Annotated in this window: 14 protein-coding genes; 10 read left to right on the top strand and 4 right to left on the bottom strand. The window is 64.9% G+C overall.

Features of this window, described 5'->3' with window-relative positions:
* Positions 1-1,038: IS21 family transposase (gene istA / locus EP26_RS25885; protein ID WP_043343123.1), on the bottom strand; the 1,038-nt coding region annotated here is incomplete at its 3' end.
* Between the two features lie 541 nt (positions 1,039-1,579).
* Positions 1,580-1,870 (bottom strand): hypothetical protein, encoded by a 291-nt coding sequence (locus EP26_RS25895; RefSeq protein ID WP_043343104.1) that lies wholly within the window; start codon positions 1,868-1,870, stop codon positions 1,580-1,582.
* Positions 1,871-3,183: 1,313 nt separating this feature from the next.
* On the opposite strand from EP26_RS25895, the gene EP26_RS25900 reads away from it, so the two are divergent.
* The 10 genes from EP26_RS25900 (at position 3,184) to EP26_RS25940 (ending at position 14,344) form a co-directional block, all read left to right on the top strand.
* Complete coding sequence (locus EP26_RS25900) at positions 3,184-4,164, top strand: hypothetical protein (protein ID WP_157033789.1); 981 nt, start codon at positions 3,184-3,186, stop codon at positions 4,162-4,164.
* Between the two features lie 264 nt (positions 4,165-4,428).
* Positions 4,429-5,430 carry a hypothetical protein gene (locus tag EP26_RS25905; RefSeq protein ID WP_043343107.1) on the top strand — a complete coding sequence of 334 codons (1,002 nt, stop codon included), beginning with the start codon at positions 4,429-4,431 and terminating at the stop codon, positions 5,428-5,430.
* 51 nt (positions 5,431-5,481) lie between these two features.
* Entirely contained in the window at positions 5,482-6,822 is a 1,341-nt protein-coding gene (locus EP26_RS25910) for a hypothetical protein (protein WP_157033790.1), read from the top strand.
* Between the two features lie 8 nt (positions 6,823-6,830).
* Positions 6,831-8,669, top strand: coding sequence for a hypothetical protein (locus EP26_RS25915; protein ID WP_043343109.1), 1,839 nt, complete (start codon positions 6,831-6,833; stop codon positions 8,667-8,669).
* A 128-nt stretch (positions 8,670-8,797) separates the two neighbouring features.
* Positions 8,798-9,898, top strand: a complete 1,101-nt coding sequence (locus tag EP26_RS25920) for a hypothetical protein (protein WP_043343111.1) — start codon at positions 8,798-8,800, stop codon at positions 9,896-9,898.
* Between the two features lie 22 nt (positions 9,899-9,920).
* Positions 9,921-10,814, top strand: coding sequence for a hypothetical protein (locus tag EP26_RS25925; protein ID WP_157033791.1), 894 nt, complete (start codon positions 9,921-9,923; stop codon positions 10,812-10,814).
* The gene (locus tag EP26_RS35430) at positions 10,811-11,482 is read left to right on the top strand and encodes a hypothetical protein (RefSeq protein WP_157033792.1); all 672 of its coding nucleotides are present in this window, start codon (positions 10,811-10,813) and stop codon (positions 11,480-11,482) included. Before EP26_RS25925 ends, EP26_RS35430 begins: the two co-directional genes overlap by 4 nt.
* Complete coding sequence (locus EP26_RS25935) at positions 11,479-12,624, top strand: trypsin-like serine peptidase (RefSeq protein ID WP_052389692.1); 1,146 nt, start codon at positions 11,479-11,481, stop codon at positions 12,622-12,624. Before EP26_RS35430 ends, EP26_RS25935 begins: the two co-directional genes overlap by 4 nt.
* 305 nt (positions 12,625-12,929) lie before the next feature.
* Positions 12,930-13,400, top strand: coding sequence for a response regulator transcription factor (locus EP26_RS38525; RefSeq protein WP_342669132.1), 471 nt, complete (start codon positions 12,930-12,932; stop codon positions 13,398-13,400).
* Between the two features lie 425 nt (positions 13,401-13,825).
* Positions 13,826-14,344 (top strand): hypothetical protein, encoded by a 519-nt coding sequence (locus EP26_RS25940; protein ID WP_211259557.1) that lies wholly within the window; start codon positions 13,826-13,828, stop codon positions 14,342-14,344.
* Positions 14,345-14,547: 203 nt separating this feature from the next.
* On the opposite strand, the gene EP26_RS35435 is transcribed toward EP26_RS25940, so the two are convergent.
* On the bottom strand, positions 14,548-14,739 hold the full coding sequence (locus EP26_RS35435; RefSeq protein WP_157033794.1) for a hypothetical protein: 192 nt from the start codon (positions 14,737-14,739) through the stop codon (positions 14,548-14,550).
* Positions 14,740-14,776: 37 nt separating this feature from the next.
* On the bottom strand, positions 14,777-15,244 hold the full coding sequence (locus tag EP26_RS25945) for a hypothetical protein (protein WP_043343121.1): 468 nt from the start codon (positions 15,242-15,244) through the stop codon (positions 14,777-14,779).
* Positions 15,245-15,738 lie beyond the last annotated feature (494 nt).

The raw sequence follows: 15,738 nt of genomic DNA on the forward strand, positions 1-15,738 counted from the left end.
GTCTATGAAACCCTTCACCAGCACCGCCTGGAACCCATGCGCGGTCGGCACCGAGTAGTCGCTGCCGCGGTAGCGGACCAGGGCGGTGGAGGATACCCGGGCGCTGATGGTCTCGCAGGGCTCCAGCGCCACGGCAGGCAAGGGCTGCAGTGCCGCCAGATCCGCCGCCAGCCGCGTGCCGATCGTCTCGGCATGCCGGCCGGCCCGGTTGGACTGCCGCAAGCGGCAACGCTCCGCCAGCATGGCGTTGAGCGCCTCGTAGCTGGCAGCCATCGGCACCGGGGTCATGAAGTTGCTGCGGGAGAACTTCACCAGCCCCTCGACCTTGCCCTTGTCGTTGCCCTTGCCGGGGCGGCCAAACCGGTCCTGGAACAGATAATGGCTGACCAGGCCGGTAAACGCCCGCGTCCGCTCGCGCCGGCCGTCGTCGCAGATCCTGGCCACCGCCAGCTTGAAGTTGTCGTAGAGGATCGACCGCGGCACGCCGCCAAAGAACGCAAAGGCCGCGACATGCCCGTCGAGGAAGGCCTCGGTCGTCTCCCGCGGATAGGCCTTCACGAAGCAGGCGTCCGACTGCGGCAGGTCCAGGCAAAAGAAGTGGACCTTCTGGCGAACCCCGCCGATCTCCGCCACCGCCTCGCCGAAATCCACCTGGGCATGGCCCGGCGGATGCGCCAACGGCACGAACACCTCCCGACCACGGCCCCGCTCGCGCCACACATGATCCTTCACCACCGTGTAGCCACCGCCATAGCCATGCTCGTCGCGCAGCCGCTCGAAAATCCGCTTGGCGGTGTGCTGCTGCTTGGGCGGGCCAGCCCGGTCCGCCTCCAGGATGGCGGCGATCACCGGCAGCAACGCCCCCAGCTTGGGCTTGTCCGGCTGCCGCGTCCGCACATACCCGGGCGGCGCCGAGTACCGGCACATCTTGGCTATCGTGTCCCGGCTCAGCCCGAAAACCCGGGATGCCTCCCGTCGGCTATGCCCATCGAGGAACACGAACCGCCGGACCGCCACGTAGGTCTCCACCACGAACATCTCCCGGCGCCCCACCCTGAGCCCTCAAGGTAGGCCGCCTGCCACTGGCCGGGTTTTACTCCGCCCGCGGCAGCATCACGCCGCCGCTCCAGTGGCCGACTTTCTCTCCGCCGCACACAATTGTGCGCTGCTCGGGCTCCTCGAATACCTTCCGTCCAGGGTGGTCGACCTGGATTACCAGGCGGATGCCTCTATCTCCCGCTGGTGCGCTAGGATCTACGCAGCAGGCTTGGCGTGCAGCGCACACTTGTCATGCGATGTCTCTCCCCGGCACCACCGCGGATGGAGGCTACAGCGAGTGCACCGAAGGGCACAGCCTCTGCACGATCGGCGTAGGGGCAGGAAGGGGCATGCTGGCGTCAATCGATCCAGCGGCGACGAACCAGCGTCAGGACGTAGGGCCGTGGAGCCGCCGTTTTTCAGTCGAGGGATCTTGGACGTAACATGTTGATCGGGTTGGATCGTGCTGCCGCTGCGCTAGAACTGTGCTGGGCGCCAGATCTTTCGAGCTTCTCGCCTCCATCGGCAAGCGGCAACGCGGTTAGACGCAGGCGTATACCTCGCGAATAGCGGGATCATTCGGATTATAGCCGGTGCGCCGCTCAAAGCGGACGTCCAGCACCTCCACCGACGTGGTGTCCTCCACCCGAAGAAGCTTCCAGCCCGCCCGCTCCCGCGACGTACTCTCGCCGGCGATCTGATAGCAGCGCAGCAATTCCCTTCCGTCACCGTCCTTCCCATAGACATGCGGCTCGACGATGCGGTTTCCAGCGGAATAGGTCAGCTTCAGGAGCCGGCGCTGCTCGATGGCCGCTGCAATCAGGCCATTCATGCGGTTTCCTCCGCCACTTTAGTGGTCAATCGAGCATCGAAACGCATCCGCGCCTAAATTGTGCCTCCAGTACCACCCTGGCCTTGCCGCTGTCGTCGGCCTGGACGGTCGCCTGCTGCGTCAGCCCGTTGGGAAGCGCACGACAGCCAAGAACTCCTTCATGTCGCTGTCGCTTGACGGTAGGGGAGCAGGCCTGATGTTACTGGCTAGCCCGGTTGCGATAGGTTGATCTGACAATCGGACCGCTTTCGTCGCACAAGCGCGACGCATGAACGCGTTGCTCCGCTCCTGCGCCGCAGCCGTCAGATGGGTGCCCGGCTCGACCCGCACTCGCTCGTCCACCGTGGCTGGCCGCGGTTCAGTCCGACCTTGGCGGATCAGCTGGGCGCTGTCGGGGCTGTCAAAGTCAGAGTCGTACGAACCAGCGATTGCAGGGCGAATAGCCTGTAGCGATTCGAAACCAGAACTTCCCTTATGCGGATTGCCTTGCGGTCCAGGTTGCCATTGAGGGTATGTGCCAAGTCCTCGGTAAACACCGGGCCGCCAATGTGCCAGGAATGTGATGGGTAACTGATAATATCGTCCTGCGGCCGCGACTGGATCGTGCGCAGGTAATACTCACCGCAATCGACGTTGACGGCTTTCGCTGGAGCCTTGATCGGCAGCCCGACGCGACCGACACGGGAGGGGCGCCCCGCACGCTTGGCATTAGAAATCTGCAGAACCTCGTCGAAGGGATTGGCGTAGTTGGTAAGGCGGAGGCAGTGATAATACGTCGACTCGCTCTCCGGATTGCCGGTGGCGAGAGACGGCGCGGAACATCGCCGGCGATCAACACGAGCTGGCTGACCGTCCCGTTTATGGCGGCAATCCGGCGTCGGTCGTCGGCATCGTCAAAAGCCTCCCGGACAACGTAGGCGCCCGTGGAATGGGCGAGGAGAAGGACGTTGATCTCGTACTTGGATGAAAACCAGAACGTCGCCCGTACGACGCCCGTCGCGTCTTTCCTCCTCCCGGCGAGGTCACTTACTTTCCTCACCCGGTCTGCCCGCTTGATGGCGTGAGCTGGCGCGGCAGAAGGCGCATCATCGAGCACTTCGAGAAATTGAACTGGGCCCGGGTCATCACTGAATCCGCGTTTTCCGCGAGCCATCGCACTCGCGGTGATGATATATTCGGGCATGTTGCCGCTTCCCCTCCGGCTTGCTTGTGCCTGGAGGTTGGTTGAATTCAGAACGCCTGAACAAGCATTGTTTGCGTTCAGTTGATCCGAGGCTCCTGGCTACGCTTGCTGCCTGAAGCGAGATAGGCTCGTGTTCGAAGATGATGTTCCCGCCATTTCGCACCATCCCGTGCCATGGCTTCCAGAACTGGCTATCAGCCAGCCATTCTTGTTGAATGGCTTCAAAGTGGCGAACACCGGAGCGCACTTCGCCAGCTTCTCCAGCTTCTACTGGGATGGTGAACGTTGCTTCGTGGCGCAGCCCGACACGGCCCTCTTCGACCGGCATTCGCTACTCGACCTCATTGGCCACCTTGCATCCCTCGATCTGCTTGAGCAAACGCCCTCAGTTCGAGACAACCGGGAGAAAATCGAGTGCGTGCTCCTTGCACGTCGGCTCACGACACGGTTGCGCGCACTGCCGGGCGTCAGCCTGCTACGGGCCGCGGCCGAACTCAGGACGCGGTTCCTCACGGCCGTTAATCGCGGCACTCCGCTGCCGGCGGCTATCTTGCGTCGAATGCCGGTTGAGGTGCCTGGGTGCCTCTCAGCGCTCGGCGATGCCCTCCCGACGGCCGAGGCCCTGGAGTTGCTGCGGCTCCACGCTCCCATACTCGAAGTGGCTGCCGGTCCCGGCTTCTGGGCCCGCACCATGGAAAGAGCCGGCATCGACGGAATTGCAACCGACAAAGGCACCACTCCGTGGATCGGCCAGTGTGGCGCTGTCCTGCGAGGCTGGGATGCTCGACGCGCCTTGGCTGCGCCATTCGCTCACGGACGAACCGTGCTGATGCTGTGGCCCACTTTCACCTCTGCGGCGTGGGCGAGCGAAGCCATCGAGACACTCGGTCCTGGAGCGGTCCTGCTCATCGGCTCTCCGGAACTGGACTTCCTGCGCGATGTCGAGCGCCTTCACGGCAGCCAGGTTGCCCCTGACTCCACTCCATTGAAGGAGGCGCGCCGCATCATTGATGTCCTGGACGCGCGCTTCGCACCGCTCGCCGATGCTCCGATTGCCTCCAACGCACCAGACCGGCTCGACCTCCGGCTACGCGCCTACCGACGCTCCTAGGCCAGAAGCATCTGGCTTTTTCGTGATGTGTAACTGGTCTGCCGGAGCGACACGCCGGCTCCTGATTTTGCCAGCGGAAAAAGCGAGTATTCACAGCTGCTTGGTGCAGCCGAGTAATGCATTTGCATTAATGCATTGAGCGTATGTCGCGTAATGCATTTGCCTTACTGTCGACGAGCCTGAACCCTCGATACCGTCCTATGCCAAGCCGTCATCGCCCGACCTCTTGCGGGAAGGCGGTGAACAGTGACGGGAGTAGCGAGCATGGCAACCCCAGAGAACGACGCCCTCGAAGACTTGGCCTACGCCACCGCAGAGGGGCCCTCGGACCAGCTGGAAGCCGGCGGAGCTGGCACTGAAGACCTCGGGGATTACGGCGATTTAGGGGACTATGGCGACTCCGGGGACTACGCCGCGTCCGACCAGGGCGACTTCGGAGACTTCGGCGACTCCTACGAACCGGACGCCGGCGATTACGGCGACTACGGGGATTTCGGCGCCGAAGACAGCATGGGAGTCGAGGCAGCCCAGGAAACCATCAGCCAGGAAATGGCCTCGGTCCTGAGCGCCGAAAGCGAAGATGAGTTTTTCGGCAAGATCAGGGGCTTCATGAAGAAGATCGCTCCGATTGCGAGCGTCGTCGGCAAGGTCGCCCGCTTCATTCCCCATCCTGCTGCGCAAGGCTTGGCAACCGTCGCCGACCTCGTCGGCAAGGTGCGAGCCGAAGGCGGGCCGGTCGAGGATGCGCTCGAAGCCGTTGCCGAAGTGGCGGCGCGGGATCCTCGCGCGCTGCCGGTCGTGGCAGGCTTGGCCGCGCGCAGCGTGCTTAAGAACGCGGCGCCCCGGATGCCCCCCTCTCAGCGCCAGCAGGTGGCGCGGGCGGTGACACGCGCAACCACCGATCTGGCCAAAGCTGGCGGAACAAGAGCCTTGCTGGCCGTGCCAAGGATCGCCGCCGCCGTGAACCGCACTGCAGCGAATAACGGCACACCCCTCCAGGCGCGGCCGCGGGTGCTCGTCCGCACGATGGCCCGACTCGCGCAGAACCCACCCGCGCTCCGGAACCTTTCCAGGCCGTCCCGTCGCGCCCAGCGTATCCTTGCCTCGCTCGGCAACATGGGTGGCGGCATGGCGTACAGCACCATGGGTAACAGTGGGATGGGTTACGGGGGAATGGGCTATGGCGCCCCGCGCCGCGACCCGTTCCGTGGACGCCGCATCCGCATCTCCGGTCCAGCGACGATCTTCATCCGATCGGATTCCTAGCACGCCCAGCATCGTCGGCGACGGGGAACAGCCATGGACGGAGACGCGACAATGAGGGGAGGCGGCGACTCCCTCGCCCGCTTCCTCAAGGCCAAGCGACGCAGCCTCGCCAGCCGCGCCCGCCGCCTCGTCAGCCTGACCCCGCGCTCCGTTGGCCTGCGGCCCGAGGACCTGCCCTACGCCCCGTCTTCGGCGCACTTCGCCGCTGCCAACCAGCGGCTCTGGTCGATCGACAAGGCGGTCAGGGAGCGCCTACGCTCGGTGGCCGAACTGCCTCGCAACGCCGCCTCCGAGGACCGGCTCCTCGCCATGGCGATGGTCGAGCGCGAGGTCGACCGCTCCCGCCGGTCGTTCGGCCTGTTCTTCGAGGTCTTCGCCCAGCGCGGCACCGCCTTCGCGCGGCCACTCGCGGCCCATGACGCAATCGCCCGCGACTGCTACGCCGCCGTGACTGCCGCGGCGCCACGGGTCTTCCCCGGGACGCTCCTGCCGCCGCTCACCTATCTGGAACACGGCTACTCGCCGGCCACCATGCGCCGCGGCGTCACGCTCGCGCGCCTGCTCGGCGAGACCAACCCCTTTCCGCTCATCCGCATCCCATTCGACCGCGACCGCCCTTGGCAAGCGGTGTTCCTGCACGAGGTCGCCCACAACCTCCAGGCCGATCTCGGGCTTTGGGTCGAAATGCGCAATGCGGTGATGCTTCGCCTGGCCGAGATGGCCATGCCTCCGCGCGCCACCACCGTCTACGGCCGCTGGCAGAAGGAAATCTTTGCTGACCTGGCCGCCCTTCTGCTCGGTGGCCCCGCCGCCGCATGGGGCATGGCGGAGTTCCTCTCGCACCCCGCCGACAAAGTCATGACCTACCGCCCCGGCGGTGCCCACCCCACCGGCTACCTCCGGGTTCCCATCATGGCCGAAATGCTGCGCCGGATGGGGTTTGCCCAGGACGCCGCCGAGCTCACCGAGGTGTGGACCCGGCTCTACAACCCGCGGCGAGGACACCGCATTCCGAACGCCCTGCTGGCGACCGCCCGCCAGGCGATCCCCGCAGTGGTCGACGAGATGGCTTTCCAGCCCAAGCGTGCCCTCGCTGAACGTTGCCTGACCAGCGTGATGCCCTTCGCCCGACGTGACCAAGCTGCCATCCGCAAAGGGGGACTCCTCCTCGCCCGCGGCCGCGTCCCAACGGACTTGCCGCCCCGCTTCCTGGTCAGCGCCTGCCGCTACGCCCTCGAAGCCGGCGCCGCGCCGCACGACCTCGGTCGAATCATGCTGGAGCGCCTCGCCCCGCCCAACCGGCCGCCAGTCCTCACCCACACCGCATTGCAGAACGGCGCCGCCATGGCAGCGCAGTCCGCCGCCTTCTCCTCTCAGTCCACGGCCGCATGAGGAATCGCATGAGCGACGTCCCCACCATCACCGGCACCCGCCAAGCCTCTCGCTCCGCTGCGAACGGGCGTCGCGCAGCTTCGGACGCCGGGTCATCAGGCGCTTCCCCCATCGCGTATCAGGGGACCAGCGAAGCGGCGCAGATCGCGGACAACATCATCCGGCAGCAGTTGCGGGTCGGCAATCCCTATGACCCCGTCGAGATCGTCAATGGTCTCCGCCGCCTCTTTCCGGAGGAGGCGCGGCTGCTCGACGCCGAGTCCGAAGGCTACGCCCCTAGCATGGCCATCTCCACGACGCCCGCCATCCGGCCGGCAGCGTCCATGGCCACCGATATCGAGCTGGATCGCGTGGAGATCGGCATTGCGCATGACCTGCGCGCCCTCTCAACCGACCACCGGCTCGGCGACTTCACGGACGAGTTCGCCGGGATTCGGCAATCGGTGATGCGGACCCTCGCCGACGGGCACAGTGCCGCCGCGCTCGCGCTCGACCCGCGCAACCGCGACCGGCTGTTCGGCGCCCGCCGCCAACTCGGCGAGTACGGGCGTCTTTTCCGCATGATCGGCGCCCTCAATCCCGCTATCCGATCCAACTACCGGCGCCTCGCCCTGAACCTCGACGACGCCGGCGCACTCCTCCTGGTCCTCGCCGGCGAGACGCTTGCCGCCCAGAACCTCGGCGGCGTCCGCTTCCTTCCCTCCGTCGCCGCGAGCGAGCTGCAGATCCGCCGCGACAATGTCCTGAATGGGCTCCGCGCCATCTTCTCCCTGAGCAGCACCATCTCCAGCGACAGCTTTCCCTGGAGCATGGATGGGATGCGCGCCTTCATGCAGAGAATCGAGAACAGCGGCCATCTCGATCTCAGGGCCCTTCTCGATGAGGGAACGATGGCCAGCCACCTGGACCCCCTTGTGGAGCTAGCCACCCGCAACGATGGTCCGGGCCTGCGGCAACTCAGCGCCGTCGCCGATATCACGACCCAGAAGCTCTATCGCCTGCTGTCGATGGGCTCTAACCCGGGCGTGCCCCAGGCACCGGCCCTGTCCCACTTCCTCAAGGCCCTGCAGATTTTCCTCGACACCTTCAAGTCCAGCAAGGCCGGCTACCGCCTCCCTTATGTCGGTCGCCCGCTGATCGCCCAACGTGGCATGCAAGGTGCTGGCGCCATCGATACAGCCACCACCACTCTGATGGCTCTGGTCGGCCAACGCGCCACGCTCGCCGGCTACACCGATTGCTTCCTTGAGTGCCAGTGCGACGAAGGCAGCGTCATTAATCAAATCATGCTCGACAAGATCCTCTACGACGTTGACCGCGCCGTTGATCTCTACATCCAGGGCATGGATGCCACCGGTATGGGCGAAGCCGAATGGCGGGCCGCCGCTTATGGGCGCCTGATCGAAAGATTCCTGGACCTGAATCCAGTCCCCAACGCTCCTTTTCCCAACAGTCTCGGCATCCCTCCAGCCCCAAACAAACTGAGAAAATTGCTCGAAGACATCAAAGGCGACCTCCTCGAGGGAAAATTCCAGAATGGTCCACCAATTCCGCCACCCGCCATGGTGAGCGCCATGATCGATGAGCTCTGTTTGCAACGTCTGACGGACGTCCGGTTGAAGGCGATTGTCCAGACTATGTCCGCCGGTTGCGTCCCCATCGACAGCGTCTTCGGCGCCCTCGAAGTGATGGTTTCGATTCCGGTAGGAGAGCTTCAACGCGCAATCGGCGCAGGCCGCATCGTCAGCTGCCCGGAGCCGGATCCGAAGCTTCCCCTGCAGTACGCCGTGTCGCTTGGGCAGATCACGCAGTCGGTCCACCAGATTCAACAAAGTGGGTTCCCGTAGCACGAGGCCGATATCGAACAGCACGCCTGCCAGGCGCGGCCAAGACGCCAGGCGACTGGCGGTGAGAAGGGTGTCATCAATCGCGGCGGCGCCCGGCGCCGGCTCCGCAGAAGCGAAGGGGGCGAAGGATGGCCTTCGGAGATCGAATTGCCCTGGAGAGTATCTGGCCGGATTTCTCCGACCAGGTCCTGAAGGACTTGCCGCCGCAGATGCGCGAGCGCGTCTCGCGCGAACTCGAGGACCGCCTGCAAACCCTGAAGAAGCAAGCTTCGGGCAATGCCAATACCTCCTTCTCCGACCTCCTCGGCCTGGGACCGGGCGGTCCGCCCGATTTCAAGAACATCGCCTGGCCGGAGATCGAGGCGGACTTCGACGACTCCTTCGTCCCGGCGCAGATTTCGGCAGCCGCCGAACTCTACTTCATCTACCAGCACGAGCGGATGGGCGTCTTCCGCGTGATCGACCTGATCCGCCGCCTCTTCCACGAAGGCCGGATGAAGATCCACCGCGGTCCCGGCGCGCGCGGACTCTACCTGCTCGACAAGACGCAACCCCTCCGCTACGGCCCGCGCGAACGCCTCGCCGCCTATATGCGCGTCTTCAACTACGGTCGCGCCCCACGCCCGCCGGGCGGGATCGTCAACGTCAACTTCCACTTCCAGCTCGTCGCCTTCATGACCGCGCTGGCGCAGTACTTCCGCGACCTTACGATCTCCGAAGTGATCAAAGGCAGCCAAGGGCTCGACCAACGCCCCTTCGGCACCCTGGCCGTGGTGCAACGCATCGGCACCGACCTCCGCTACGCGCTAGACCGGGCGAGCTATGGCAACATTCTCGCGCTCTCCATGGAGACAAGCGTCTACCTGAAGCAGCTGCTCGACATCCTGGATCAGCCCGACATCAAGAAGTCCTTCGACGCCAACACCAAATGGGACGTCGTCGAGGCGGTTCTGAACCAGAGGATGGGCGGCGCGCGCGAACTCTCCCAGCGCGCCAAGATGGCCGAGGCGGGGCGCGCGGTGCTGCTCTGGGTTTCCGGCCGAGCCTTCGACACCACCCAGACGCCGGCCGATTTCCAGGCCTCGGCGCAGACAGCCGCGGCCGAAGCCGAGGCTTGGCTCGCCGCCTACAGGATGACCGAGGAAGGACGGCGTTTCCCGGGTGTCACCGAATCGCTGCGCTGGGCCGTGGGCGTGCCGCGCCGGGAAGCTCGCATGGTGCCGGTCTGACCGCTGGGAGCGGGAGGTTTCCATGCACATGGCGTTGAATGCGCGGGACGCGGCGGCATTCGGGAGTTGGGCTCTCGTGCCCATGAGGTGCGTCGTCGATGTAAGTTTCTCTCTTCGCCCCAGTGGCCTGTTCTGGACCCTCAACCTCGCTGATTCCATGCCTGTCTGGCTGCCACAGGGGCATTGGACACTCGTCGAAGACAAGACTTATGCCCGACAGGAACGGGTCACCCAGCGCCTTGGTGGCACCCCAGGCGCGGCCGGTGCCTCGGCCTTCCAGAACTCAATCGAGGAATGGGCCACGGCCCGCTCAGGCCTGCGGCTCGAAGGACGGCCGAATGTCTTCTGGACAGGGGACAGCTGGACCGAGTCCGTGATCCCGAAGGACGATGACCAGGGCTTGATCGAGCGCCGCGATGCGCTGGCCGCCGCGCTCGACGCTCGACTGATGCCTCCCGACTGCACCGATCTCGGGGGTGTCCTGGCCGAGGCCGACGCCATCAACCTCTGCACAGCCAGCACGGCGCCGGATATTCTCGCGGACTGCGCCCGGGACGCCCTCGCCCTGGCCGCAGCGCTCCGGGGGCCGCAGACGGTCATCCTATCGGCGTTGGATCAAGAAGAGACCCGCCCCGAGCTCGTCGAGTGGCTCGACTGTGCAGGCGTGTGTTGCAAGCGCCTCGAAGAAGGTGCGGTCCGCGACGCACTACGCTGGCAGCTCGCGCCGGCGCTGATCCGGAGCGGCCTCGCAGTGCCGATCGGAACCGGCCAACTTCGGCTCACAGCCATGCTGCTGGTCGCCCCTCGGGTGGTCAAGGCGGCGCTCGACGACAGCCTGGACTGGGGCGCCGCCTCAGCGTCGGAGGTGCGCCAGTTCTGGGACGATGCCAGCGCGATCTGGTGGGAGGTACCATGAGCGAACTTCAAGAACACTGGCCCGACCCCTCCCGGAGATACCATGGAGGCGGCTGCGGGTGCGGCCAATGCACATCCCGGCTTGGGTCAATCGACCGCCTCGCTCATGAAAGTATCAGCGCAGCGCTCGCCCATGCGCAGCAAGGGCGTTTCGAGGCGGATCTGGCAACCAAGGCCGGAGGCCCCCGGCGTCTTACCCTGCCGGGCAACTTCAATGGATGGATGCTTCCACACCCGCTCATGGACGTGCTGGGGTCCGCCTCGGGAGCCGATTTCAACAGAAGACGCGCGTACCTTCTTTATCGCATCGCCAGACAGGGTGGTCGCCCCGAGGCGCTCTATATTGGCATGGCCCCTTCAGCTTCGGTCAGGGAACGCGTGCTGGAACACATCGGCGATCTCGTCCGGTCGCTGAACCGGACGCCTCCCAAGACGCCGCCGCAAGTCGGAAAAAGCGAGGTCGCCAACCTTCGAGCCGAGATCAAGAAGGAGCTCTCGACTGCCAGGAACCTGAAGAACATCACGGTGCAGGTCGGCACCGTCACTCCCGATCGGGGCATTCCGCTCGACGCCAAGCTCTTGCACGCCTTCGAGGCTGCACTGCAGGTCACCGAACGGCCAACGACCTATGTGGGCGGTGCCTGGACATTCGAGGAGGACAGGCTGTGAGGCAGCTCCTGCGCCGCGGCGGAAGCGCCGGCTTCCGCACGCCACCGCGGCCGGCTTGGTCCGGGGCTCGTCCGGGGGGCGGCCCCGGCCCATCCTATGGCCTACCGCACGGCGACCTCTGGCGCGCCCTGCCCTGGCAACGCTGGCCCCGCTGGCGCGGCGGCTGGTATCCCGTCCCCTGGGGTTCTGGCTGGTGGGACTACGCGCCCTGGGACCCGCTCGGAGGGCCGCCAGATGACGTCCGGATCGGCCCCTGGGATGACCCCCTGGCCGACCCGCTGGGCGGCGCCCCGCCGCCATCCTGGGATCAGGCTTCCCTGCCCGGCCCAAACATTGCCAGCGCAGTTTACGGCGACGAGGAAGCCGACCTCTCCGTCGTTGGCCCGGTCGACGACCGAGTCCAGGAGATCCGAACCAGACTTTATCCCTGGAATACGATAGTCCACCTCTGCCGCGACTTTGGCACCGGCTTCTGCTCCGGCTGCAGCGGCATCCTGATCTCCCCGCGCCGCGTGCTGACCGCGGCCCACTGCCTCTGGAACCTGCGCCAGAAGCGGCCGCCCGCTCGCATCATCGTCGCGCCTGGGCGGAGCGACCGCAAAACCATGCCCTATGGGACGGTGGAATCGCGCCGCTTCTGGGTTCCGAGGGGGTTCATCGAGGGGCCAGACCGCGAGGCTTGGGACTGGGGCATAATCGACTTGCCGCGCCCCTTCTCCGCCATAAGGCGCTTCGTGCCAGTGCGGCCACTGACTGACGCCGCCCTCATGCGCTTCATCGAGCGCGGACGCATCACCGTGGCAGGCTACCCCTCCGACCGTCCGCTCGGCACGCTCTGGCGCCATGCCGAACGCCTCGTGCGCTTCGGTCCGCTGAGGCTTTACCACTCCGTGGATACATGCCCTGGCCACAGCGGCAGTCCTATCCTCGCACGGCTGGGGCCCGACATCGCCGTCATCGGCGTGCATACGGCGGGGATCGTCGACGCTGAAGGCCGCTCCCACGGCTGCAAGCGGGGGACCATCCTTGCGCCGCCAGGCAGTGTCAACAGCGGCGTCCGCGCCACGCCCGGCATGCTTTCCGCGCTGACAAATCCAGCAGTTCCCAGGTCTGGCCCGGGCGCGTTGATGGCGTTACCGTGATAAGTTTTTCATTCTGTATGCTTGAGAATGCGTCGACGGCTACGCCATCATTCTCCCATTCGATACTGACTGCCCTCTATTTCCGGGATCATGCCCAGGCGTTCAGCCCGCTCAACCGCCCACACGGCACTCCACGGAGGCCTTTGGTCATGCCAGAGACCGACCGCAAGCATTCGGGTAAGCCCATCGCAGTGCGCGTAGGCAGCAATGCCCCATCTCGGTCTCGCGGCCAGACCGCGGCCATGGATCAGGCACGCTCCCGTAGGCCTTCCAATAAGGGCTCAGGGCCCGAGCCGGACCAACCTTTGACGAGCAACGCCCAGCCTCGGCAGAACGAATCCTTGGCTTGCTTCTCCGTCGACGGGCAGAGATGCGATATTGTTTGCGAAAACGCCTCGTTCAACGGACGCGCGGTTGTCGGAACCCTGATCCTCGGTGAGCGAACCTACCTCGTGCTGGGAGGAAAAGCAGAGGCGGTGCCTGATCTTATGGTGCTGCTAACACCGCGCGAACTCGACATCGCCGTCCTCGTGTCCAAAGGCTGGAAAGTCAAGGAGATCGCAAGACGTCTCGACATCAGCTTCAACACGGTCAGAGTTCACACGGGCCGCATCTACGCCAAGCTCAACATGCACAAGCAGTCCGAGCTGGCAATCTGCGTGGCCAAACAATCCTGGCCTAGACGTCGCGCAGCTTCTATCTCCGATGACTTCCAAAAGAAAACCCGGAACCGACGGGAACTAGGCCGAAGGCATCCGGCGTTTCCCGCCTTGTGATCGGCGCGCTGAGCTCGCGCATTGTCGAATGCGAGGACGACTTGAGATTCGCAAGGAATAGGCCGTCACGAACGCTGCCGGGACGTCGTCAAACAAGTCATCGAAGGCCGCCTTCTGAAGGGCGAGGCGAAGGAACAAGCGGCAGAGCGCTTGCGCTGCTTCCTTCGCAGTACCGATAACCCTCTGCCACGCCGCCTGGATTGCTAAACTTAGCCTGAGGACTACTCCAAAAAGACTGGACTTGAGAAAGCAGAATAGAACAGACTATTTTTGCTGACGCTCTTGAGCGGCCCTGCGCAAGGATTATGAGCATGGCAAAGAACCCCCCCCCTCGGCAACGGAAGGCGACCTCAGCCACCAAAGCCACCGCGTCCAGAAGGCGCGCGGCCAGTCCAGCGAAGAAATCCCCTTCTCGGCAACGGAAGGTGACCTCAACCACCAAATCCGCCAGGTCCGAGACGCGCACGACTGGTCAGGCCCCTTCGGTGAAGCTTCACGAGCACCCACTCTTCGCGGGGATAAAATCAGGCTCGACTGAGGCTGCGGAGCGCGCAATCCGGCAGAAGGCCCTGGCAGAGACCTTTTCTCGTGAGATGACTCGCCGAGGCTTAAGCGAAGCCCAGGTCGTCGACAGCACCGAGCTTCCAGCTGGCGTCGTCCATGCCTGCCTGACCGGTACGGGCGAGCTGCCGCCGCGTTACGCCCTTTTGGCCATCGCAAACAAGGTTGGCGTCGATCTCGACCGCGCCATCAAGGGTGTCGTCTCCACCTCGTCGGCCAGCAAACACATCGTTCTCGAACAGCGGGATCCGCCTGTCCTTACCAGGCGCTCAGATGGGCTTGTCGAGGTAACCTTTCTTCGCCCATTGATTCTCCCATCCAGCGTGGCCGCTGAGATTAAAAAAATCCTTGCAGGCGGGGACGAAAGCCACGACAGGAGCTGAGTAATCAGGCCAGATCGTGGCAGCTTCTCGTGTGACCGACATTTATGTTTGGCTGGGTCTGAGGATTCTCGTGCCTGCTTGGGCCATTCGGTAAGCGGCACACTCGCGACGACACCTCGGCAACTTTCTATCGCTCAACCTCGCGGAGTGCTGCTCTACGCTGCTCAATGGCTGCGGCGGTCAGGATGTTCATTCAGTTGGCCTCACGATGTCCGCAGTCGATGGAGCCTGAGCACGCGGCCACGGCAATACTGCGCCTCCAGCATCGCCCGCGCCCTGCCGCTATAGTCAGCCTGGATCGTCACCCGCTGCGTCGACCCGTTTGGCAGGCGCACGACCGCCTCGAACTCGTCCATATCAGTGTCTTCCTGCCGATGATTGAGGAGGTCGGCCATTGTTGGCCGGCCCAGGTGCGCCAGATGGACCTGATTGTCAGGCCGCCTGCGTCGCGCCGGTCCGGCGCTTGAACGCCTTGCTGCGCTCCTGCGCCGCCGCGGCGAGCTGCTGGTCGAGCTCTCCGGCCCTCACTGCGGCGAGCAGCGCGTCGATTGCGCCGGGCAGAGCGTCGAGCGTGCCAACCTCCACGCTGCTGTTGCCGGCCTTGTCCAGTGGCAGTGGCTTGGCGCCGTAGCGCACCATGAAATGCACCGTGCCGGTGCCATCCAGGAACCAGTCGCGCCGCACATGAACGGGCTGCATCACGCGCACCCGTTCGCCGGCATCGTTGGTCCGGTTGACGGGGCGCGTCGTGTCCAGCGCGCGGCCCTCCAGGTGCGCGGCGAGCAGCTGCTTCTGCTGCTCCAGGTGGGCGACCACCTTGGCTCGGGCACGTCCCTTGGCGTCGGCTGGGGCAACGATGGGTGCAGCCTTGCCAAGCTTGAGCGTCTTCAGCACAGACATCCGGGGCTCCTGTTCTGTTCCCGTGCCAATCGCTCTACAGCCGCTCTCCAAAAGGCCAATCAGAAAGGTGAATCTGTGCCCACCTTTTCTCCAACCTCGCTGCTGCACCGGCATCAGCGCCGTAGGCTGCACGGCCGCCCCTGCCATGAAGGTCCTACGAAGCCCGTACAGGGGCAAATAGCGCACAAACGCTGCATGGATGCTAATACCCGGCGTCCGAAGGTCTGATGGTGTGGACGCCCCCCGACGGCATCAATGTGCCAAGGTGAAGGTGTCAAGCTATCACCAGGGGAGGCGTCCATGGGGCAGGCTATTGAGGCGGCCCCCACTGTCTTGACTACGCGGCGTAGCGGAATTGCGGGTGCTGAAAGATGGAGCGGATCCGCTGCGGCCGCTTGGCAAGGCTACGCATATGGCTGATCGCCGCACGTTTCAGCTGCTGCTTGCTGCGCGCCGGCGCCTTGCGCGGGACCGCCTGCTTGAGGTCGGCGTTC

Source organism: Belnapia moabensis DSM 16746 (assembly GCF_000745835.1).
Lineage (GTDB): Bacteria > Pseudomonadota > Alphaproteobacteria > Acetobacterales > Acetobacteraceae > Belnapia > Belnapia moabensis.

Excerpts from the sequence above, each read along its gene's own strand:
- EP26_RS25910 (WP_157033790.1), top strand. The coding sequence starts at position 5,482 with ATGAGGGGAGGCGGCGACTCCCTCGCCCGCTTCCTCAAGGCCAAGCGA.
- EP26_RS25895 (WP_043343104.1), bottom strand. The coding sequence starts at position 1,870 with ATGAATGGCCTGATTGCAGCGGCCATCGAGCAGCGCCGGCTCCTGAAG.
- EP26_RS25915 (WP_043343109.1), top strand. The coding sequence starts at position 6,831 with ATGAGCGACGTCCCCACCATCACCGGCACCCGCCAAGCCTCTCGCTCC.
- EP26_RS25925 (WP_157033791.1), top strand. The coding sequence starts at position 9,921 with ATGCACATGGCGTTGAATGCGCGGGACGCGGCGGCATTCGGGAGTTGG.
- EP26_RS25905 (WP_043343107.1), top strand. The coding sequence starts at position 4,429 with ATGGCAACCCCAGAGAACGACGCCCTCGAAGACTTGGCCTACGCCACC.
- EP26_RS35435 (WP_157033794.1), bottom strand. The coding sequence starts at position 14,739 with ATGGCCGACCTCCTCAATCATCGGCAGGAAGACACTGATATGGACGAG.
- EP26_RS25945 (WP_043343121.1), bottom strand. The coding sequence starts at position 15,244 with ATGTCTGTGCTGAAGACGCTCAAGCTTGGCAAGGCTGCACCCATCGTT.
- EP26_RS35430 (WP_157033792.1), top strand. The coding sequence starts at position 10,811 with ATGAGCGAACTTCAAGAACACTGGCCCGACCCCTCCCGGAGATACCAT.
- EP26_RS25920 (WP_043343111.1), top strand. The coding sequence starts at position 8,798 with ATGGCCTTCGGAGATCGAATTGCCCTGGAGAGTATCTGGCCGGATTTC.